General features: G+C 63.2%; 21 protein-coding genes. 5 read left to right on the forward strand and 16 right to left on the reverse strand.

The window, feature by feature from the left end; all coding sequences use genetic code 11:
* Nucleotides 1-58 precede the first annotated feature (58 nt).
* The 3 genes from copD to IVB18_RS23830 form a co-directional block, all read right to left on the reverse strand.
* Complete coding sequence (gene copD / locus IVB18_RS23820) at nt 59-988, reverse strand: copper homeostasis membrane protein CopD (RefSeq protein ID WP_247991346.1); 930 nt, start codon at nt 986-988, stop codon at nt 59-61.
* Entirely contained in the window at nt 985-1,350 is a 366-nt protein-coding gene (gene copC, locus IVB18_RS23825) for a copper homeostasis periplasmic binding protein CopC (RefSeq protein ID WP_247991347.1), read from the reverse strand. The genes copD and copC overlap by 4 nt, the downstream gene beginning before the upstream one ends.
* A gap of 97 nt (nt 1,351-1,447) precedes the next feature.
* A complete protein-coding gene (locus IVB18_RS23830) occupies nt 1,448-1,768 on the reverse strand; it encodes a hypothetical protein (protein ID WP_247991348.1) in 321 nt (106 codons plus the stop codon).
* 479 nt (nt 1,769-2,247) lie between these two features.
* On the opposite strand from IVB18_RS23830, the gene IVB18_RS23835 reads away from it, so the two are divergent.
* Both IVB18_RS23835 and IVB18_RS23840 read left to right on the forward strand, forming a co-directional pair.
* The gene (locus tag IVB18_RS23835) at nt 2,248-2,568 is read left to right on the forward strand and encodes a hypothetical protein (protein ID WP_247991349.1); all 321 of its coding nucleotides are present in this window, start codon (nt 2,248-2,250) and stop codon (nt 2,566-2,568) included.
* A 34-nt stretch (nt 2,569-2,602) separates the two neighbouring features.
* Nucleotides 2,603-2,797, forward strand: coding sequence for a hypothetical protein (locus IVB18_RS23840; RefSeq protein ID WP_247991350.1), 195 nt, complete (start codon nt 2,603-2,605; stop codon nt 2,795-2,797).
* Nucleotides 2,798-2,805: 8 nt separating this feature from the next.
* Here the strand turns inward: IVB18_RS23840 and IVB18_RS23845 are convergent, their stop codons facing one another.
* From IVB18_RS23845 to IVB18_RS23855, 3 genes are all read right to left on the reverse strand, one after another.
* Nucleotides 2,806-3,813 (reverse strand): Na+-dependent transporter, encoded by a 1,008-nt coding sequence (locus tag IVB18_RS23845; protein WP_247991351.1) that lies wholly within the window; start codon nt 3,811-3,813, stop codon nt 2,806-2,808.
* Between the two features lie 28 nt (nt 3,814-3,841).
* Entirely contained in the window at nt 3,842-4,789 is a 948-nt protein-coding gene (locus tag IVB18_RS23850; RefSeq protein ID WP_247991352.1) for an alpha/beta hydrolase, read from the reverse strand.
* A 627-nt stretch (nt 4,790-5,416) separates the two neighbouring features.
* Nucleotides 5,417-6,793 (reverse strand): hypothetical protein, encoded by a 1,377-nt coding sequence (locus tag IVB18_RS23855; protein ID WP_247991353.1) that lies wholly within the window; start codon nt 6,791-6,793, stop codon nt 5,417-5,419.
* 365 nt (nt 6,794-7,158) lie between these two features.
* Here IVB18_RS23855 and IVB18_RS23860 point away from each other — a divergent pair, with 365 nt between their 5' ends.
* Nucleotides 7,159-8,199 carry a DUF2155 domain-containing protein gene (locus IVB18_RS23860; protein ID WP_247991354.1) on the forward strand — a complete coding sequence of 347 codons (1,041 nt, stop codon included), beginning with the start codon at nt 7,159-7,161 and terminating at the stop codon, nt 8,197-8,199.
* Between the two features lie 109 nt (nt 8,200-8,308).
* Here IVB18_RS23860 and aat read toward each other — a convergent pair whose 3' ends face one another.
* The 10 genes from aat to IVB18_RS23910 all read right to left on the reverse strand — a co-directional run bounded on the left by aat (nt 8,309) and on the right by IVB18_RS23910 (nt 18,194).
* Nucleotides 8,309-8,989, reverse strand: a complete 681-nt coding sequence (gene aat, locus IVB18_RS23865; protein WP_247991718.1) for a leucyl/phenylalanyl-tRNA--protein transferase — start codon at nt 8,987-8,989, stop codon at nt 8,309-8,311.
* A 61-nt stretch (nt 8,990-9,050) separates the two neighbouring features.
* Nucleotides 9,051-10,190: a histidine kinase dimerization/phosphoacceptor domain -containing protein gene (locus IVB18_RS23870; protein WP_247991355.1), complete on the reverse strand. Its 1,140-nt coding sequence runs from the start codon at nt 10,188-10,190 to the stop codon at nt 9,051-9,053.
* Nucleotides 10,187-10,627, reverse strand: a complete 441-nt coding sequence (locus IVB18_RS23875) for a response regulator (protein ID WP_247991356.1) — start codon at nt 10,625-10,627, stop codon at nt 10,187-10,189. Before IVB18_RS23875 ends, IVB18_RS23870 begins: the two co-directional genes overlap by 4 nt.
* Nucleotides 10,624-12,150 carry a CHASE3 domain-containing protein gene (locus tag IVB18_RS23880; protein ID WP_247991357.1) on the reverse strand — a complete coding sequence of 509 codons (1,527 nt, stop codon included), beginning with the start codon at nt 12,148-12,150 and terminating at the stop codon, nt 10,624-10,626. The genes IVB18_RS23875 and IVB18_RS23880 overlap by 4 nt, the downstream gene beginning before the upstream one ends.
* A gap of 106 nt (nt 12,151-12,256) precedes the next feature.
* A complete protein-coding gene (accC, locus tag IVB18_RS23885; RefSeq protein WP_247991358.1) occupies nt 12,257-13,615 on the reverse strand; it encodes an acetyl-CoA carboxylase biotin carboxylase subunit in 1,359 nt (452 codons plus the stop codon).
* Nucleotides 13,616-13,697: 82 nt separating this feature from the next.
* The gene (gene accB / locus IVB18_RS23890; RefSeq protein WP_247991359.1) at nt 13,698-14,189 is read right to left on the reverse strand and encodes an acetyl-CoA carboxylase biotin carboxyl carrier protein; all 492 of its coding nucleotides are present in this window, start codon (nt 14,187-14,189) and stop codon (nt 13,698-13,700) included.
* 37 nt (nt 14,190-14,226) lie between these two features.
* A complete protein-coding gene (aroQ, locus tag IVB18_RS23895; protein WP_247991360.1) occupies nt 14,227-14,694 on the reverse strand; it encodes a type II 3-dehydroquinate dehydratase in 468 nt (155 codons plus the stop codon).
* 226 nt (nt 14,695-14,920) lie between these two features.
* Nucleotides 14,921-15,715, reverse strand: coding sequence for a DUF1236 domain-containing protein (locus IVB18_RS23900; RefSeq protein ID WP_247991361.1), 795 nt, complete (start codon nt 15,713-15,715; stop codon nt 14,921-14,923).
* Between the two features lie 215 nt (nt 15,716-15,930).
* A complete protein-coding gene (locus tag IVB18_RS23905) occupies nt 15,931-16,698 on the reverse strand; it encodes a DsbA family protein (protein WP_247991362.1) in 768 nt (255 codons plus the stop codon).
* Nucleotides 16,699-16,787: 89 nt separating this feature from the next.
* On the reverse strand, nt 16,788-18,194 hold the full coding sequence (locus tag IVB18_RS23910) for a M48 family metalloprotease (protein ID WP_247991363.1): 1,407 nt from the start codon (nt 18,192-18,194) through the stop codon (nt 16,788-16,790).
* 176 nt (nt 18,195-18,370) lie between these two features.
* Between IVB18_RS23910 and IVB18_RS23915 the strand changes: the two genes are divergently transcribed.
* Both IVB18_RS23915 and IVB18_RS23920 read left to right on the forward strand, forming a co-directional pair.
* Entirely contained in the window at nt 18,371-19,558 is a 1,188-nt protein-coding gene (locus IVB18_RS23915; protein ID WP_247991364.1) for an aminotransferase class I/II-fold pyridoxal phosphate-dependent enzyme, read from the forward strand.
* Nucleotides 19,559-19,648: 90 nt separating this feature from the next.
* Nucleotides 19,649-20,203, forward strand: coding sequence for a biotin transporter BioY (locus IVB18_RS23920; RefSeq protein ID WP_247991719.1), 555 nt, complete (start codon nt 19,649-19,651; stop codon nt 20,201-20,203).
* Nucleotides 20,204-20,277 lie beyond the last annotated feature (74 nt).

The following is a 20,277-nucleotide window of genomic DNA, read 5'->3' on the forward strand; positions in this document are numbered from 1 at the left end:
GGGAGCCCGCCAATCTTGGCGGGCTTTCTGTCTGCCTAAGCGAGGTCGCGTCGCCCATTCAGGAACCGTGAACAGCAGGGGATAGCGTTCCCAACACGCTGACGATGCCCACGACGAAAAGACCCAGCACCAGTTCCCCGCCAGCCTGGCGACGGAGCCTTGCCAGCAAACGTTGCGACCCGGTTGCCGTTTTCGATTGCGCGATGGCCGGAACAATCCGGAACCGGTTGGACAATGCGAGAAGCAGCATCAGGCCAAACAACCCCAATTTCGACAAGAGTAGCTGGCCGTAACTTGTATCAATCAGGTGCGGCAGAGACCCGATCAAAAACCAGCTGTTGATCGAGCCCGATGCTATGAGAACCGCCACCGCGACGTACCCCATGCCCGAGAAACGGGACAGGATGCGGACGGCTTCATCATTCGACACCTGCGCGGCCTGGTCGGGAGCCAGGAAGAGGCACAAGGGCAATAGACCGCCCAGCCAGGCGCCAGCCGCAAGCAGATGCACGGCGTCGGCCGTGACATGAATGCCCGCCGAAACGCCTTCGTGGACTTGCGTGTGCCCGACTCCGGCCAATGACGCCAACAGGATCGCTGCGAGAAAGCTCAAGAGCGCGATCGCACGACGGCTCAACGCGGCCATTCCGCGCCACCAGATCAGCGCAAGAATGAGAATCATAAGCGGAACCCGCAGCGCCCACACGAGCCCGAAGCTGGTGTCCCATAACACAGATGACAGGGTCTCGCGGTCCAGGGCATCGACAAGCGCCCCGGACATGTTTGCTGCGGTCAGAACGAACCAGGCAAGGCCGCTCAGAAGTGCGCCAAGCGCGGCCGTCGCGAGAATGGCGGGCAACGGCGCCAGGCGCTTCGATCGACCGACGTCAAGACGCGAGTACAGTACGAAGGACGTACCACCGAACAGAATGATGGCGCACGCCAGATGGAAGAAGCGGGCGCCCGCGAGCCCCGCCTCCAGCATCATTGCGCGACCTTGAACGAAAAGTGGCCGTTTACCTTATGCGTATCGACGGAGACCGCATGCCACTCGACGTCGTAGGCTCCAGGTGGCAGCGGCTTGACGATCGGAACGACAAGTTGTCGCTTGTCCTTTGGGTCAGTGGACGGAACTGCCGTCTCGATGTGAGCTCCACCGTTGTCCTTGATGGTCAACCCCGAGAATTTCGGGATGACATTCTCGGAAAAGGTCAATCGAATCTCCTGTGGTGCCGGGACCGTGGCGCCCTGCCCGGGATTACTTGTTTGGAGGGCGGGATGGGCAAAGGCCCATCCGCTGAAGAGACTGCTCACCAGGATCGTCAGGGCCGTCTTCGCAAACTTGCGCATCGTTTGTCCTTCTCGGTTCGTACGGTTTGGGCAGGCTTCACTTTTTATGAGCGCGATCGTCCGGTGGAAAGCGGCGCTCGCGCTTCCGGACCGTCCCCTAATCATCGTGACCGCCACCATACCAATCATGGTGCGCACCGCGGTGCCAGTCGTAGTGACGTCCGGCATGAGGGCCGTAATGCTGGCCATAGTGCCAGCCGTTGTAACGATCCCAGTGCCGATTGTTGTGCAAACCATAGTGCCGACCAGAGTGCCAATCGCGATGCGCGCCCTCGTGCCAATCGTGCTCGCGGGGCTGATACCAGCGATCCTCGTCATGGGCGCTCGCGGCTTGCGTGAACGTGACGAGCAGTGCCGCTGCGGCCAGGAGTTGCATCGCCCGCGTCATTCCACTCTTTCGAGGCTTGTTCGTGTCCATCATCATCCTCCATGAGCTGTCGAACTCAACCGGAACCATCGACGGGCTCCCATTGAACCGACATCATGGAAGCCATGGCCTGAATAGGAGCGGAATTGCTGATTCAGCTTCGGTTCATCGACTGCTCGTGCCGATATCCCACACCGCATGAACTGGGTGGGGCTGACGCGTTCGGGAAGATCGCATTGTGGACCCCATCCAGACATCCAGAAGCCCAGCTTTCCCGTCGTGGCCCACGAGACGAAAAGCGGGCGCGCACCCGTTGGATTGCATGAGAAGCTCCCGGACCGACGAGAGCATGCAACCCGACCAGGCACGTTCATTCGCGGTAGACCCGTGGCAACAAAGCGGCAAGGCGTCCGGGGATGAATGGCGTCTGAAGCGCTCATTCCAGCAGCGTTCAGCGTGGTCCGGCTAAGAGTCCGATCACAAGGGTCCCATGATCAGCAGTACGGGGCTCCTGCTAACGGAGACGTGTCATGACCGCCACTAAGATCCTCATAATGGCGACAGTGCTGTTATTGGCCACACCCATCGTGCCCGCGCTCGCACATGATGATGACGACACCGGTTACGCCAGGCATGAGGAATTCCACGACCAATTGTCCGCCGCGCATGAGCGCGCACATGAGGACGGCTTCGAGAGCCGCGCCGAGCATCGCGCCTATCACCGCGCACTCCGGGATTTGCACGGTGGGTACCATGACAACGAGTACGGCACCTCCTACCGCAGCTACTACGTCCCCGACCGCAGCTACTATTATGGAAGGCCCCGCTTTAGCGTATTCTGGGGGTGGTAACACCGGTTACACGACTATCGAGATGTCCCGAGCAATGCGCGCGGCGCTGACCTCGGGACGCGCGCGATATTGCACCCCCGGCGTCGCCGGACGCTTTCAAATCAAGGAAGGAATGCGAAATGTCTTCGCCCATACCAGCGACCGCTGGGAACGACGACTCGACGTGACGCTGCCGCCGAAGAAGTCCGTAACATCGGTGCTCGAGAAGGCCGACATCCCGGATTTATGAATGGACGCCTAGGTGGTGCGGCCGGCGGCCGCCGCGCCGGAGGTGTCCGCGCGCGCCGTCAGCCGCCGCGCGATCGGTGTCAGCATGTACGGCGCAAGGTGAATCGGAAACTGCGTGAGCGCGAAATAGAGCCAGGTCGTGGCAGGCAGCGCGCCCGCGGTCGCAGCCAGCATCAGCCCGAGATTGCGCTGTGACACCATCAGCCCGAGCGCGAAGGCGCGCTCGTAGCCGACGCGGCGGAACAGCAGCGTGGTGACGGCGAGCAGCGTGAAATAGACCGTGAAGGCCAGCAGCGCGATGCCGATCGTGAACACGGGCGCGGCTATGAATTCGTGCGCCACATCGCCCATGATCGCGGAGGCGAAGATCAGGAGGACGACGATGTTGAAGCCGTCGATCGGCCGCTTGTGGCGCTGGATCACCGCAGCGCCGAATATCCAGCGGATGATTGTCGCCGCGAACAGCGATGCGGCGAGGAGGCCGAGCAGCTTCAGGCCGAGCGCGAGCGGCGAGATGCTGAGCATGCCGCCGAGAAAGAGGCTTGCGAACAGCGAGGCGGTGAAGGGCACGAGTGCGGTCGAGGTTACCAGCGTGACCAGCACGAGGGTGGCGTCGAGGCCCATCAGCGCCGCGAGCGCCGGCGCGGCCATCATCGGCGAGGCCATGCCCTGGAGCATCAGCGCGAGGAACAGGCCGGGCGAGCTTGTGTCGAGCCCGGTCGCATGGGCGATCAGACCGACGATCAGCGGCACCCCGATCGTGGTCCAGATGGTGGCAGCTGCAACCAGCACCGGCCGGCGCAGATGGCCGTAGAGCGCCGCCAGATCGACGCGCATGAAGGAGATGCAGAGCAGAACGAAGATCGCTTCGGTGACGTAAGGGCGCAGCAGCGCGCCAAGCGGCGGCACCGCGACCGCGATGAACACGACCGCCGCTACCGCGCGGGTGCCCTGGCCGCCGAGCCATGCGAGCCCCCGCACGGGGACGGCAAGAGTGTTTTGAAAAATAGACAGCATGTGAAACGGCGTCGTCAGCCGGCCCCCTTTAACCAAGCCCCTTCAACCACGTGCCGATCTCGCTCACCGCGACATCGGCCTGTCGCAACAATTTTCCCATGGTGAAGAAGCCGTGGAATTGGCCGGGATAATGCTTGGTGGTGACGGGCACGCCGGCCTGCTTGAGGCGCTCTGCATACTCATCGCCTTCATCGCGCAGCGGATCGGCGCCGGCGGTCAGCACATAGGCCGGCGGCAGGCCGGCCAAGCTCGCGGCGCGCGCCGGGGAGGCGCGCCAGTCGTGGATGTCGGCGGCGCCGTTGAGATAATGGTCGCGGAACCAGCGGATCACCGAATGCGTCAGCAGCACGCTGGTCTCGGGCTCGCTGTGGGAGCCGTGCGTCATCGCAAAATCGACGGCTGGATAGATCAGCACCTGGCCCGCGAGCGCTGGTCCACCGCCGTCGCGTGCGGCGAGTGCGACGACCGCCGCGAGATTGCCGCCGGCGCTGTCGCCACCGATTGAGAGGCGTGAGGCGTCGATGCCGAGCTCGCGCGCGTTCGCGGCAATCCATCGGGTCGCGGCGATCGCGTCATCGGCGGCGGCGGGAAACTTGTGCTCGGGCGCGAGCCGGTAATCGACCGAGATCACGATCAGCGCGCCCTCGACGGCGAGCTTGCGGCAAGCGATGTCATGGGAGTCGAGATCGCCAATCACCCAGCCGCCGCCATGGAAGAACACCAGCGCCGGCGACAAGCCGTCATGCCCGCGCAGCTCCTTGGGGACATAGAGGCGCGCCGGAATCGCGCCGTGCGGTGCCGGGATCGACAAGGGCGCGATGCGTGCCAGCTCGGGCGGCTCGGGGTTGGTGGCAAAGCGCGCCTGCGAATAATAGTCGCGCGCTTCCGCTGCGGTCAGGGTTTCGTAGGCGGGACGGCCGGCCTCCTGGAAGGCCTTGTAGACGGCGGCGGCATCGGGATCGAGCACGACGGGCATGGGAAGGGGTCCTGCGGTTTCTGGTTATCGTTGGACGTCACGTTCGGGGGCGATGCCCGCCTGGGACCCGGGAGGGGCCTCCAGACTATCCCATCCGGCCGCCGGTCTGGCCAGCCGGCGACCGGCAGGGCAGGGATGCCGCCCTTCCCCCGCCGGAAAGGGCGGGTTAGCGGTAAATTCCTTTATTTTCAAAGGTTTATGGACGTTTTGTGCTATGCGGTCCCGGAAACGGTCCCGGAAACGATATATTGAAATTTAATAACAAAATCAATTGCTTATGAGGAGGTGATGTCATATAACCGTAATGGTCTATTATGTCTAACTTTACAATTTAAGGTCGTTCACTTTCGAAGCAACCTAACCCGCCGAATACGCGGTGAAGTCGCGTGCAAACCAGGGCGCGGCCGTCGAACTCATGCGGACGCCGGTAACGGACGAGAGCGAGGCCGCGATCTGAAGTGTTAGTATTAATTCGGCTCAACCTACAGGATCGCTTGCGGACGAGGACGAACGGTGCCCCTCGGTCCCGGAATGGCCCCGCATTTCTGAGAAAAAGAAGACGCCATGGGTGCGGTGTTGAGCGCTATCAGATATTCGATTGGGTTGTTGTGTTTCCAAAAAGGCAACCTAGCTGCGCGTTGCATCGGGAAGCGGCGATTGATCTTCAATGAATTTGAGGTCGGTCCTAGCTTTCACTACTACAACTCCGTCGCTCTGCCGCCGCAGGATTACGAAGTTGTTCGTAATCGCAAGAATTTTCCACGTGGGTTCATCAAAAACCACCTCGCTAAATTGAATTGTGCGGTGACGCGCGCTGGAAGATGAGTGCGTGATCCGCTGTATCTCGTTGATCGTTCCCACAAACGTAGTCGCGGCCGAGACAAGGACAACGGTCAACAATACGCCTGCCTTGAGGGGGTCCTTGAAAAAACGGAGGCTTACACTCCAAAGTAACATCGAGATCACGTATGACAGCGCAACCGCAAGTGAGATCGTATCAACCCAGTGAGATTGCACAGCGACCACAACGAGCGCGGCAATTGCGCTAACGCCTGTAAAGTGCAAAGTCCATCTCTCGGCGCGGCCGCTCCATGATCGCTGATAAAAGTCAGGGGCCTGTAGTGAAACTGCTGTGGCCGTAGCTACCCTATAAAATGCCAACATCGCCGCAAGGACCGCAGCGATCAGATATCCATAGATTTCGCCCAGACCGCTAGCGATATAGTCGGTTGTGCTGAAATATCTGGCGAATGGGATGTCGAAATACCATCCAAAGAAAGCGACGCGCCCGAACCCCAGCAACAAGAGAAGTGCGCCGGAGATCGCAATGAAGGAGGTGATATCCGAAAGCGCAAAGTCGATTTTGAAGTAATTCTTGATCGCGATTTCGCGTCTCAAGGACTGCAGCTTCTTCGCGAGGAGCGACGCGAGGCGTCGCGCACGATGTGGCTTGTCCTTCAATTCGGGCGGGAGACGGTCGAAGCTGACCTTCGACTTCCATTCGTCGCGACTTACCGGCTCTTTGACGAGTTGTTGAAGTGCCGCGATCTCAGAGGTCGCCACATACGCAATGTAATTCTGCAAATTCTCGTAATAGCGAATGATTTTAGCCAAGCGGTGCTTGCGTACGAAATTGAAATGCTTTCTCGCATCAGGGACGTCCGTCTGCGCGCGGTACCAAGCAACGAGGTGCCAGCCTAATATTTTCTGCTCGAAAGATGTGAAGCTAGCCCGCGACGTGGATGATCGCATCAAATAGTACGCTATCGCGGCGTCGGCATCCTTGTAAGATCGTGACGCACTATCCAAGGGTCCTTCCGAAATTTTGGACCAAACCTCGAGTAGGCATGCCATATGGCAGTTTACGGACAGACGGATGAAGTAACGGGATCGCCGGCGCATTGCGAAAAGCAGTAGCTGGAACAGCATTCCGCCAATTGCGTGCATCAGGCGGCCCAATCCCCTGTCCGAGCGTTCCTTTTGCGGTAGTTGTTCTTGGCTCATCGAGGGTAGTCGCGCTCCGCCTCCTCAGGTCGCCGTGTGGGTGATTGACATGAGCGACCAATGCGAAGCCCCAGGTGCTGAACCCGCCAACGTCAATCTATGTCTCTTCAACCGCAAGCTGTGAATAGTAAGGTTGTTCGGCTCCACAGAAATCAGGATAATCCCGCTCTCCTGTTCGCGAGACGAGAACGAACAGTGACCGCGCGGTCCCGGATTGGTCCCGGAAACCCATGGTCAAGACCGGTTATGGATGGTCAAAGGTGGCTCAATGTCGCTTGAAATCGCAGCACTTTTGCCCGACAACACACGCCCGCCGTATTCGCCGTGTTAACCGGATGGCCTGCGAGCGGCGGTACCCTTGTAGAATGTCCGACAAGCCCGATTCGCTGTTGAAGCCGCGCGAGATGTTTCGAACCATTACCCTGACAGGTCTTGCGGCGCTGCTCGCCGCCACCGCGATGACGGTTGCGACGCCGGTGCAGGCGCAGATCGGCACGATCTTCTCCGATCCGCCGCCGCTGCGGCCGCCCGGCAACATTCCGCGCGGCCAGCCGCAGCCGCAGCAGATCCCCGACGATGACGAAGAGGTGCCGGAGCTGCCGCCGCAGGGCCGCGTGCTGCCGTCGCGCCCGATGGCGCCGCCGCCGGGACGGCAAGGTAATGTGATGCCGGGGCCGGTCGAGACCCAGCCCCTGGCGCCGCCGCCGGGCTCTAGCGTCGCTCCGCCGAACCAGCCGCCCTCGGTGGCAGTCGCGCCGCCCAATCCGCAAGGCGCTCCGCAGCCCGGTGCGCCCGGTCAGCGTCAGCCGCAGCAGAAGGGTGGGCCGGGTGGCGCCGTGCCGCAAACGCCGGCGAGCCTTCAGCCGGGCGACGAGGTCGTCACCGAGCCGCCCGCGCAGAAGATCGTGAACAAGAAGGCGACCTTCTCCGGGCTCGACAAGATCACCGGCCGCATCATCAATTTCGATGAGGATATCGGCGAGACCGTGCAGTTCGGCGCGCTGCGGGTCAAAACCAATGCCTGCTATACGCGGCCCGCGACTGAGGCCACCAATACCGACGCCTTTGTCGAGGTCGACGAGATCACCTTGCAGGGCGAGGTGAAGCGGATATTCTCGGGCTGGATGTATGCGGCGAGCCCGGGCCTGCACGGCGTCGAGCATCCGATCTACGACATCTGGCTCACCGACTGCAAAGAGCCGCAGCAGACCATTGCGACCGCGGCACCGGATCCCGGGACCAAGCCGGCCGCGCCGCCGCCTCCGGCGCAGAAGAAGGCCGCGCCCAAGCAGGCCGTGCAGCAGCGTCCGCCACAGCCGTTGCCGCCGCCGCAACAGCAACCGGCGCCGCCTCCGCCGCCACAGCAGCAGCCGGGCCTTTTCAATTTCCCCGGGTTTGGCCGCTAAAGCGGGATGAGATGAGGATCATCATCGCGCTTTAGGTTGTTGTTTGAGCATGATCTTTTCGGAAAACCGCTTCGCACTTTTCCGATCATGCTTTGGGCCCAATCATTGACTATCGCCGTGAGGCGATGATCTCGAGGGCGCGTGCGCCCGGGATTGGCTGGTCCGCGGGCAGCTTCAGGAAATCGCCGGGCTCGCCGGCGAGCGCCTTGTCGAGCAGGGCGGTGTAGCGCCGCCGCGAGATCTCGGCCGCGCCAAAACTCCTCAGATGCTCGGTGACGTATTGCGTGTCGAGCAGCTCGAAGCGGCCGTGGATGAGCCGCGCGACCAGATGCACCAGCGCGACCTTGGAGGCATCGCGGGCGGTGTGAAACATGCTCTCGCCGAAGAAGGCCCGCCCGAGGCTCACGCCATAGAGGCCGCCGACGAGATCATCACCCTGCCAGGCCTCGACGCTATGGCAATGGCCGAGCTCGTACAGGCCGCCATAGAGATCGCGAATGCGCTTGTTGATCCAGGTCTCCTCTCGGCCCGCCTGCGGTGCGGCGCAGCCGGCAATCGTCGCCTTGAACGCGGTGTTGACGGTGATACGAAAACAATCCGAGCGTACGGTGCGCGCAAGCCGCGAGGCCACGCGGAAACCGTTGAGCGGGATGACGCCGCGCATCTCGGGCTCGACCCAGAACAGAGTCGGATCGTCCGCGCTCTCGGCCATCGGAAATATGCCGCAGGCATAGGCGCGCAACAGCACGGCCGGAGTGATTTCAGACGAGGCGGAATCGCGCGAAGTCATAGCTTGCGACAATAGCAGGATCGCAGTGCGCTTGCGATGGGGCGAGGCGAGATCGCGCCGATCAACTCGCCGCCGCGTGGCTCGTTCCGCCGGGGGACGCGGGCACGCGGCGGAACTTCAACAGGATCTTGGTTCCGGTATGGGCGGGATCGCGCTCGACGCTGGCATCGAGCTTGGCGGCCATGGCCGCGACGATGCGTTGGCCCATGCCGGTGGAGCGCGGATCGACCTTGGCGTTGTCGCCGACGCCGTCGTCGGCGATCGACAGCATCAGTTCCTCGCCCCGCGAGGTCAGCTCGACATGGATCGGGCCGGCGCCGTCCGGATAAGCGTATTTCACCGCGTTCATCACCAGCTCGTTGACGATAATGCCGACGGCGACTGCGCGATCCGGGTTGATCTCGATGGGCTCTGCCTTCAGCGTCAGGCGCGACATCCGGTTGCCTTCGGCCGAGCGGCGCAGATCCTCGAGCAGGGAGTCCAGATACTGGTTCAAGACCACGCTCTTGAGATCCTGCGAGGTATAGAGGCGGCGGTGCACCTGGGCGACCGCGGCGACGCGGCCCATCGCATTGGTCAACGCGGCCTTGACCTCTTCCTGCGTCGCGGAGCTTGCCTGCAAGTGCAGGAGCGATGCAATGATCTGGAGCGAATTGCCGACGCGATGGTTGACCTCGCGCAGCAGGAGTTCGCGCTCGGCGGCAAGGGCGGCGTAGCGGTCGCGCGAGGCATGGATTTCTGCTTCGGCTGCCTCACGCGCCTTCTGCAATTCGGCCTGGCGCAGCGCGCCGTCGGCGGCGACCTGCAGGAGCGGGATGAAGTCGCCCTTGACGTCCTTGACCAGATAATCCGCCGCGCCCGCCTTCAGCGCGGTCACCGCGATGTTGGAATCCTGCGATGCGGTGACGAACACCACGGGAGGCGCGCCCGGGATCGCCATGATCTGTTCGAGCGTCTCGAGGCCGTCGAGACCGGGCATGTACTGGTCGAGCGCCACGACGTCGATGCAGTCTTCGGTACAGCCATCGATACAGCCTTCGATACAGCCTTGGGCATCCGCGCGGCGGATGCGCGCCAGGCCTTCCTCGCCGCTGGCGGCATGAACGACCTTGTAGCCGCGGCGCGTCAGGCCGCGCTCGACCAGGCGCGCCAGCGCGGCGTCGTCGTCGATATAGAGCAGTGTTGGTGTTCGCTGGTTCATGAGGCGGCAGGCGGGACCTGGATGACCGAGAAGAACAAGCCGAGCTGCCGGATGGCGTTGGCGAAATTCTCGTAATTGACGGGCTTGGTGATGTAGACGTTGCAGCCGAGCTCGTAGCAGCGCTTGATCTCCTGGGAGTCGTCGGTGGTGGTCAGCACCACAACAGGCGAGGCCTTGAGATAATTGTTCTCCTTGATCTGCTTCAGGATGTCGATACCGCTCATGTCGGGCAGGTTGAGGTCGAGCAGGATCAGGAGCGCATTGCCCTTCTGCACAAGCCCGGTGCCGTCGGCGCCGAACAGGTGCTTCACCGCGTCGGTGCCGTTGGCGAACGAGACGATCTCGTTGTTGACGCCGGAACGGCGGATGTTGCGCTCGATCAGCCGGGCATGGCCCTCGTCGTCCTCGATCATGATGATGCTGACAGGCTGGGTCATTGATCCGCATTCCGGTTGCTGGTGTTCCAGGCGATAGGCAGCGTGATCGTGAATGTACTGCCTGCGTTTAGTTCCGACGATACCGACATGGTGCCCCCAAGGCGGCGCACAAGTGCGCGCACGTGAGCAAGACCTATGCCCTGACCGGTTTTGTCCTGGGTTCCCGCACGCCGGAACAAGTCAAATATCCGCTGGTGATCCTTCGGATCAATCCCGCGTCCGTTATCGCTGATCTCGAAGATGGCGTAGCCGAGCTTGGTGCGCCCGCGGATTCGGATCTCGCCGGGAACTCCGTTCTTGAGATACTTGATCGCGTTGTCGATCAGATTGGAGAAGATCTGCTCGAGCGCAAACCGGTCGCTGACGAGATTGGGCAGCGGTTCGATGCGGATCTCGGCCTGCGCTTCGGCCGCCTGATGCGCCAGCGTTGACACGATGGCTTCGATCAACTCGCGCGTGTCGATCTTGACAGGCTGGAATTCGCGCCGGCCTTCGCGGGTGAGGTTGAGGATCGCCGAGATCAGCCGGTCCATCTTGGCGATCGACGATTTGATGAAGCCGAGCGCTTCGGAAAAATCCTGCGAAAGCTGCTTGTCAGGGCCTTCGAGTGCGATCTCACCGGGCGTGCCGGGAGCCAGCGGCGGCCCGTCGGCTGGGACATGGGCGAGGTCGCCGATGCGACGGAAGATGTCGCCGCGGAGTTCTTCGAGTTCGCTGGTGAAGCCCATGATGTTGACGAGCGGCGAGCGCAAATCGTGGCTGACGATATAGGCAAAGCGCTGGATCTCGTTGTTGGCTTCGCGCAGGTCCGCGGTGCGCTCCTCGACGATGGCTTCGAGATTGACGTTGGCGTCGCGCAGGCGTGCCTCGGCCTCGTCACGGGCGAGCGCGGAGCGCCGCACCAGCCAGGTGGAAATCAGGGCCAGCAGCACGACCAAACCGGAGCCGATGCCGGTCACCGATGCGGCGATCGTCTGGCTGCGGTCGGCGTTCGTCGTGCGGAGCCGGAACAGTCGCTCCTCTTCCTGGATCATTGCGCCCGCGACGCTGCTGATTGCGGTGGTGGTATCCGCAGCAGCGGCTTCGCGCACAAGCTCCGTGGCCTTGTCGGGGTGTCCCTGCCGGACGAAGTCCATTTCCTGCGCGAACTGGTTGAGCCGGGTCTCGATCGCCGCGCTCAGTTTCTCGACGTTGGTGCGCTGCGCCGGATTATCACCGGTCAGGCGCGTAACCCTGTCGAGGACAGGTATGATGGCCGCGACGGCCTTCTCATGGTCCGCCTTGAAATCCGCCGCCTGCGTCAGCAGAAAGCCGCGAGCTCCGCTTTCGGCGCGGCGGATTTCGAGCAGCAGCGCGTTGAGCTGGTTCTCCACCTCGATGGTGTGAATCACCCATTTGTTGTCGTCTCTGGCCTTGTTGACGAGATAGACGGAGCCGGCGCTGATTACGGTCAGCACCAGAAGGCCCGCCGAGAACAACAGGATCTGCCAAAATGCGCGCCATCGCAGCGCGTCAGCCGTCACGACGGTCTCGCCTTGTTAAGTTCAGCGGAGTTCAAAACGCCCCCTTGGAACTGGTCCCAACGTCCAGAACACGATTGGGGCCAAAGGGTTCCCGAGGGGGGCGAGATTATTTCGCGGCCGTTTCCGTCTCGCCGGCCAGATACTGTTCCAGCCAGTGGATGTGATAGTCGCCGTCGATGATGGCGGGCTCGCGCACCAGCGCACGGAACAGCGGCAGCGTGGTCTCGATGCCTTCGACCACCATCTCGTCGAGCGCACGGCGCAGCCGCATCAGGCATTCGCCCCGGGTCTTGCCGTGCACGATCAGCTTGCCGACCAGCGAGTCGTAATAGGGCGGGATAACGTAGCCCTGATAGACCGCGGAATCGATGCGGACGCCGAGCCCGCCGGGCGGGTGATATTGCGAGATCCGGCCGGGCGAGGGGCGGAAGGTCTGCGGGTTCTCCGCGTTGATGCGGCACTCGATGGCGTGGCCGATGATCTGGACTTCGTCCTGCTTCGCAGGCAGGTCGCCGCCGGCGGCAATACGGATCTGCTCCAGCACGAGGTCGATGTCGGTGATGCTCTCGGTGACGGGATGCTCGACCTGGATGCGCGTGTTCATCTCGATGAAGTAGAACTCGCCGTCCTCGAAGAGGAACTCGATGGTGCCGACGCCGAGATATTTCATCTCGCGCATCGCCTTGGCGCAGGTCTCGCCGATCTTGGCACGCGCGGCGGCGGCCAGCACGGGCGAGGGGCCTTCCTCCCAGACCTTCTGGTGACGGCGCTGCAGCGAGCAGTCGCGTTCGCCGAGATGGATGGCGCCGCCGCGGCCGTCGCCGAGAATCTGGATTTCGATGTGGCGCGGCTTCTGGAGATATTTTTCCAGGTAAACGGACGCGTCGCCAAAAGCGGACTTGGCCTCGTTGGCCGCCGTCGACAGCGCCACCTGAAGGTCTGCCTCGCTCTGCGCGACCTTCATGCCGCGGCCGCCGCCGCCGGCAGCGGCCTTCACCAGCACGGGGAAACCGATCTTCTTGGCGATCGCCATCGCGTCGTCACCGGGGCCAACCGCGCCGTCGGAGCCGGGCACCACGGGAATGCCGAGCCGCTTGGCGGTCTTCTTCGCCTCGATCTTGTCGCCCATCAGGCGAATGTGCTCGGCCTTCGGGCCGATGAAATGCAGATTGTGCTCGGAGAGGATTTCCGCGAAGCGCGCGTTCTCCGACAGGAAGCCGTAGCCGGGATGCACCGCGTCCGCACCGGTGATCTCGCAGGCCGCGAGCAGCGCGGGCACGTTGAGATAGCTGTCCTTGGACGGCGGCGGCCCGATGCACACGCTCTCGTCCGACAGGCGCACATGCATCGCGTCGGCGTCGGCGGTGGAGTGCACGGCGACGGTCGCGATCCCGAGCTCCTTGCAGGCCCGCAGAATGCGAAGGGCGATCTCGCCGCGATTGGCTATGAGGATCTTGTCGAACATGTTGTCCTGTCGCGAATGGCGAGTGGCAAATAGCGAATAGTAAAGGGCGATGCCTTTCGCTATTCGCTACTCCCCATTCGCGTCACTCAATAATTACCAGCGGCTCACCGAACTCGACCGGCTGGCCGTCCTCGACCAGGATCTGCGTCACGGTGCCGGCACGCGGCGAGGGGATCTGGTTCATGGTCTTCATCGCTTCGATGATGAGCAGCGTCTGACCGACAGACACCTTGCTGCCGACCTCGATGAACGGTTTGGCCCCGGGCTCCGGCGCCCAATAGGCGGTGCCAACCATCGGTGATGTCAGGGCGCCCGGATGCTTCGACAGGTCCGCAGCCGCGGCCGAAGCTGCGGCGGCGCTTGCGGCGACCGGCACGTGGGCGGCATGCGCCATCGGAATAGGCATGGTCGCGGCGACGCTGATGTTGCGAGCGACGCGCAGGCGCAAGCCCGCGCGTTCGATCTCGATCTCGGTGAGGCTCGTCTCATCGAGCAGCAAGGCGAGCTCGCGGATGAGCGCGGAATCCTCGCTTGAAAACTTTGCGGCTGCTTTGTCGTCTGGCTGGCGCGCCATGTTGCTTGATCCGAATGTTCTGTGTGATGAGGGGGCGTCAGGCTTTGGACTTGATGCCGAGCTTGGCGGCAAGGCCTTGGATGGCGAGGCGGTAGCCCTCGATGCCGAAACCGCAGAGCGAGGCGAAGGCCGCGCGCGCGGTGTAGGAGTGGTGGCGAAAACTCTCGCGGGCGTGGATGTTGGTCACATGCACCTCGACCGTCGGAATCTGCACCGCGAGCAGCGCGTCGTGCAGCGCGATCGAGGTGTGCGAATAGCCACCGGCGTTGATGATGATGCCCTTCATCTTGCGGGCATGCGCCTCGTGGATGAAGTCGATCAGCTCGCCTTCGCGGTTGGACTGCCGGCAGTCGGCCTTGAGGCCGAACTGCGCCGCGGTCTGCCGGCACAGCGTTTCGACGTCGGCCAGCGTGTCATGGCCGTACTTCTCCGGCTCGCGCGTCCCCAACATGTTGAGGTTTGGCCCGTTGAGAACGAGGATCGTGTCGGTCGCTGGTTCAGCCATTCCTATCCCGGCAGGTGCTTCGGCGTGGCGGGGGTTATAGGTAACAAAGCGCGTGAGGGGAAGCCTTGAAGGACCTCCCAGGAGGCTTCAGGCAGTTCATCCGGGGTGCAAAAACCTGTGCGGAAGCTACGGAAATTGCTTGTTAACCAGTCCAAAGGGTGGCTTGCGGTCGAACGGCAAAGGGCGGGCATCGCTGCCCGCCCCCTGAGGTTGCCGTCATCCGGCCTTAGACGTTCAGGACCGCCACGATCTCGTAGGTGTCCGGATTGATGATCACGATTTCTTCCTTGACCAGGATGTACTTGTAGGTCCGCCACTCCGGATAGATCGTCACGACCCGGGACGGCAGGGCGTGAAGCGTGATGCCCTCGCGCGGCACGCGGGTGCCGACCGAAATGTTGAAGTTCACATTGGCCGCGGGCGCCACCTTCTCCTCGCGGATCACCGAGGTGATCTGCGTGCGCTGCTCGGTCGAGAGCTTGGCGGCCGCGCCAGCCTGGCCGGTCGTCGTCTGCGACCGCTCGATCCCGGTCTGGGTCTGGGTCTGGCTTTGCGAACCCTGGTGGCCCGGCGCGTTCATGCCGCTGCGGTCTTCCTGACCTTGGGCCTTCATGTCCTTGCTGCCCTTGGTCTCGGTTTCCTTGCTCATGCTACCCTTGGACTTCTCGTCGCTCCGCGGGCTCTGGCCGACCGTCGACGACTTCTCCGACTGCGTCGACTTCTCACGCGTCGCACCCGGCTGGTCCTTGTTCATCTTGTCGGACTGAGTTGACTTGTCTTGAGCGCCCGGCTGATCCTTCATGCCGCCGGCCTGACCGACCGTTCCCTTGTCATGCTTGTCTTGCTTGTCCATGGACTCTTGCTTGCCCATTGAACCGCTGCGCTCGCCGGAAGGCTGCGTACTGTGCTGGCTCTGCTGGCCACTCCCGTAGTCTTTGGTTCCGGTTCCTTGCGCGTTGGCGAAACCGGTGCCGGCGATCAGCGCCAGGGCTGCAACCGAGACCAAAAAGCGATTAGTCATTTGAACCTCTCCTCTCGTGATTTCTTTGCGTCATTGCCCGCGCCGACAACGAAAGGAGAGCGCAGTCGTTCCGAATTCCAGGAGGTTCCGACAGGCTTTGTTTGTTGAACGCCGGATGAACGGTCGTGCCCGGACCGCGACAAACTGCGACGGTCGAACCGCGCAAAAAAGAGGCCGGCAGTGAGCCGGCCTCTTTCAACGCAATGTCGTATCGCTCAGCAGGTCGCCTTGCCGCAGCGGGCGACGCCGATCTTCTCCTTCAGGCCTTCAAGGCCGATGGCGCCGATCACGACCTGCTTGCCGATCACGTAGCTCGGCGTGCCGTTCATGCCCATCGCTTCCGCGAGCTTGAAGTTCTCCTCGATGGTGGCGCGCACCTCGGGGCTTGCGAGGTCCTTCTCGATCTTCGCGGTGTCGAGGCCGGCCTCCTTGGCCGCTTGAAGCGCGCGCGCCTTGTCGGCTGCGCCGCGGCCGCCGAGCAGCTTCTGGTGGAAGTCGAGATATTTCTTGCCGGTCGGATCCTGCATGCGTACGGCGACCGCGACTTGCGCCGCTTCGACCGAGCCCTGGCTCAGCACCGGAAACTCCTTCAGCACGACCTTCAGCTTGGGATCGGCCTTCATGAGGTCGAGCATGTCTGTCATCGCGCGCTTGCAGTAGCCGCAATTGTAATCGAAGAACTCGACGAAGGTGACGTCGCCGTCCTTGTTGCCGAGAACGACCTGACGGGGCGAGTTGAAGATCGCGTCCGCGTTCTGGCTGATGCTGGCCTCGTGCTTCTGCGTTTCGGCCGCGGCCTGGCGCTTGCTGAGCTCGGCCATGGCCTCCTCGAGCACCTCGGGATGGCTGACGAGGTAGTTCTTGACGATCGCCTCGATGTCGGTGCGCTGGGCATCGGAGAAGCTGTCGGCCGACGCGGGCACGGTTGCGCCAAACATGGCGAGCGCAAACAGCGCGGGAGCAAGCAGGCGCAGCGAAGGCATAGGCAAATCCTCTTATCCAAAGCAGGTTTCGAAAAACGTCACGGCGGACTTGAGCTCGGTGCCGTGACGTCGTGGTGTCGGGCTTCGTTCTAGTTGCGCGGCGGCTTGGCCGCCACGATGTCGTCGGCCTTGACCCAGCCGGGCGTGCCGACTGCGAAACGGGTTTTCGCGCGCGTAGCAAGCTCGCGGGCGGTCTTGTTGTCGCCGCGCAAAAACGCGGCCTGCGCCGACGCCAGATCGGCCTCGGCATAGTCTCCCCTCCGGCCGTAGGCCATCGCGAGCTGGGTATAGCCGAGCGACGCTTCGGGCTCCCGCGCCACCGCGGCACGGAGAATCCGAATGGCGTCGTCCGTGTAGGCCTTATTATCGGTTCCAACCAGAGCCTGCCCAAGTAACATCTCGATGAGGGGCGAATTGTTTGAAAGCTGCACCGCCTTGCGCAGGGCAGGGATGGCCTCGGCGGGCTTGCCGCTTTCCAGGAGGGCCTGGCCGCGCACCTCGTAGAAGTACGCATTGTTCGGCTGGACCTGGATCAGCGCGTCGATCTGGGCGAGCGCGCTGCGCAGGTCGCCGTGCAGATAGGTGCTGATGGCGCGGGCATAGCGCGCCGGCATGCTGTCGTTCGACTGCGGATAGCGGCGGTACACCGTCTCCGGCCGCTCCATGAAGGCCGAGATCTTGGCGCGCACCATGTCGTGGCGGAGCTGGAGCGCGGGATCGTCCTTCTTGTCCCAATAGGGGCTGCTGCTGGCGAACTCCTGGAGCGCGGCGACGCGCTCGGCGGGCATCGGGTGCGACTGGAGATAGGGATCGGCGCCGCGCGCGGCGAACAGGCTCTCGCTGGTGAAGCGCTTGAAGGTCTCGTACATGCCCTTCGGCGACTGCTGGGTTGCGGTCAGGAATTTCACGCCGGCGCGGTCGGCGTTCTCCTCCTGCTGGCGCTGGTAGGACAACAGCGAGCGGCGGATCATCTCCTGCGGTCCGGCGATCGCCGCCGCACCGGCATTGGCAAGCCCGTTGTTGCCGGCGCTGCTGCTGCCGCGTGTGCTGCCTGCGACGATCGCACCGGCGCCGAGCAGCATGGCGATGATCATCTGGGTCTGGGCGTTGGCGAGCTGCTCGCGCAGCTTGGAAAGATGGCCGCCGGCCAGGTGCCCGGTCTCGTGCGCGAGCACGCCGATAATCTGGTTCGGCGTATCCGATTGGAGGATCGCGCCGTAATTGACGAAGATGCGGCGACCGTCGGCGACGAAGGCGTTGAACGAGGCCTCGTTGAGGATCACCATCTGGATGTTCTGCTTCTCCAGACCCGCGGCGCGCAGGATCGGGCGCGTGTATTCACGGAGCAACTGCTCGGTCTCGGTGTCGCGCAGGACAGGGGGGCCTTTGCCCTCCTGCGCCTTTGCCGCCGAAAACGGCGACAGCACGAGCGCGGCCGCCGTGACGAGCGCAGTCAGCGCGGAGGCCTTCTTTCGCAATGCGATCTGGAGCAACATCAAGCGGTCTTGGTCAAACGGTTTTCGAAAGCAGTTTCGTGATTGGTTTTGGCGATTGGCGGCGGACCGGATAAGCGATATGCCCTTATGAGCCGTACAATGCGGCCAGTCTGGGGCGCAAGCGCCCGGTTTTCCGGACCGAACGGGCCGGTCCGCCAGCGAAATAGCAGAAATCGATGCACGATGCGACATTGAGGAACCGGGTGGGGCAGTGGCTCGTGCCGTCCCGCCGCAGCGATGTTCCCCCGTTCATGGTGATGGATGTGATGGCCGCGGCGGCCCGAATCGAGGCGGCCGGAGGCCATGTCATTCACATGGAGGTCGGCCAGCCTGCGGCTGGCGCGCCCAAGACCGCGATCGCGGCCGCGCATGCGGCGCTCGAGGCGGGGCGGATCGACTATACGTCCGCGCTTGGCATCTCCTCGCTGCGTGAGCGCATCGCGCGGCATTATCGCGATGCCTATGGTTGCGACGTTAGTGCCGAGCGGGTGGTGGTGACCACCGGCTCCTCCGGCGGCTTCATCCTGGCCTTCCTGTCGATGTTCGAGCCCGGCGATCGCGTCGCCGTGACGGTGCCGGGCTATCCGCCGTACCGCCATATCCTCACCGCGCTCGGCTGCGAGCCGGTGCTGATCGAGACCACCAATGAGACGCGTCACGCCTTAACCGGCGAGGCGCTGCTCGCCGCCCATCGCAAGGCGCCCGTGAAGGGCGTGCTGGTCGGCAGCCCCGCCAATCCGACGGGAACGATGATGTCCAGGGAGGCGCTCTCTAGCCTGATCGCGGCGGCGGAAGACGCCGGCATCCGCTTCATCTCGGACGAGATCTATCACGGGCTCGACTATGCCTTTCCGGTGGTGACGGCGGCGGCGCTGTCGCAGCACGCACTCGTGATCAACTCGTTCTCGAAGTATTTTTGCATGACGGGCTGGCGCGTCGGCTGGATGGTCGTGCCGGACGTGCTGGTGCGGCCGATCGAGCGGCTCCAGCAGAACCTGTCGATCTCGGTGCCGTCGCTGTCGCAGATCGCGGCCGAAGCGGCCTTCGACGGCGCGGCCGAGATGGAGGAAATCAAGCACGGCTATCAGGAAAACCGCCGCATCCTGATCGAGGGGCTGCCCAAGGCCGGACTGACGAGATTCCTGCCTGCCGACGGCGCCTTCTACCTCTATGCCGACGTCTCGGACTTCACGTCGGACAGTTTCGAGTTCGCCCAGCAGATGCTCGAACAGGCCCATGTCGCGGCCACGCCGGGCCTCGATTTCGATCCCATCCATGGCCGCTCGTTCATACGATTCTCTTATGCGCGTTCGCCTCAGGAGATGCGCGAGGCAGTTGACCGGATCGCTCACTGGCTTAAATAGCCGCCAGTTTCGAACAGCCTTCCGGAGTTCATCTTGTCTGACAGATCCGTCCAGTCCGCCGCCGCGCCGCAACTTCCTCTCGCCGCAATGTTGTGGCCGGCCCAAACGGGCGAGACCGCCGGCGCGCTACGTGCGGTCGTGCTGGTTGCGCTCGGCACCGCCCTGATGGCGCTGTCGGCCAAGGTCAGTCTGCCGCTGCCTTATGTGCCCATGACGTTGCAGACGCTGGTCGTGCTGATGATCGGTGCGGCTTATGGCTGGCGGCTTGGCAGCGCAACCATGATGGCCTACCTCGCTGAAGGCGCGATCGGCCTGCCGGTGTTCGCCGGCCCGGTGGGTGGAATCGCGCCGCTGGTCGGCCCGACCGCCGGCTATCTCTTTGGCTTCATTGCAGCCGCCTTCGTCACCGGCTGGCTCGCCGAGCGCGGCTGGGATCGCAGCGTGGTGTTGCTGTTTGCGGCGATGGCGGTCGGCCACGTCGTCATTCTGGCCGCCGGGCTCGGCTGGCTGGCCTTCGGCCTTGGTCTTGGCGTGCCTAAGGCCTGGCAGGTCGGCATCGTGCCGTTCATCGCCGCCTCGCTGGTCAAGAATGCGCTCGGCGCCACGCTGATGCCGGCGGCGCGCCGGCTCCTCGACCGCCGGTAAAGCGCACAATACCCAGCAGTTCCAATTGACAGGGCCGGCCAAGTTGATCTTGGCTGGACCCGGAGTTTTAGGGG

The organism is Bradyrhizobium sp. 186, from assembly GCF_023101685.1.
GTDB lineage: Bacteria > Pseudomonadota > Alphaproteobacteria > Rhizobiales > Xanthobacteraceae > Bradyrhizobium.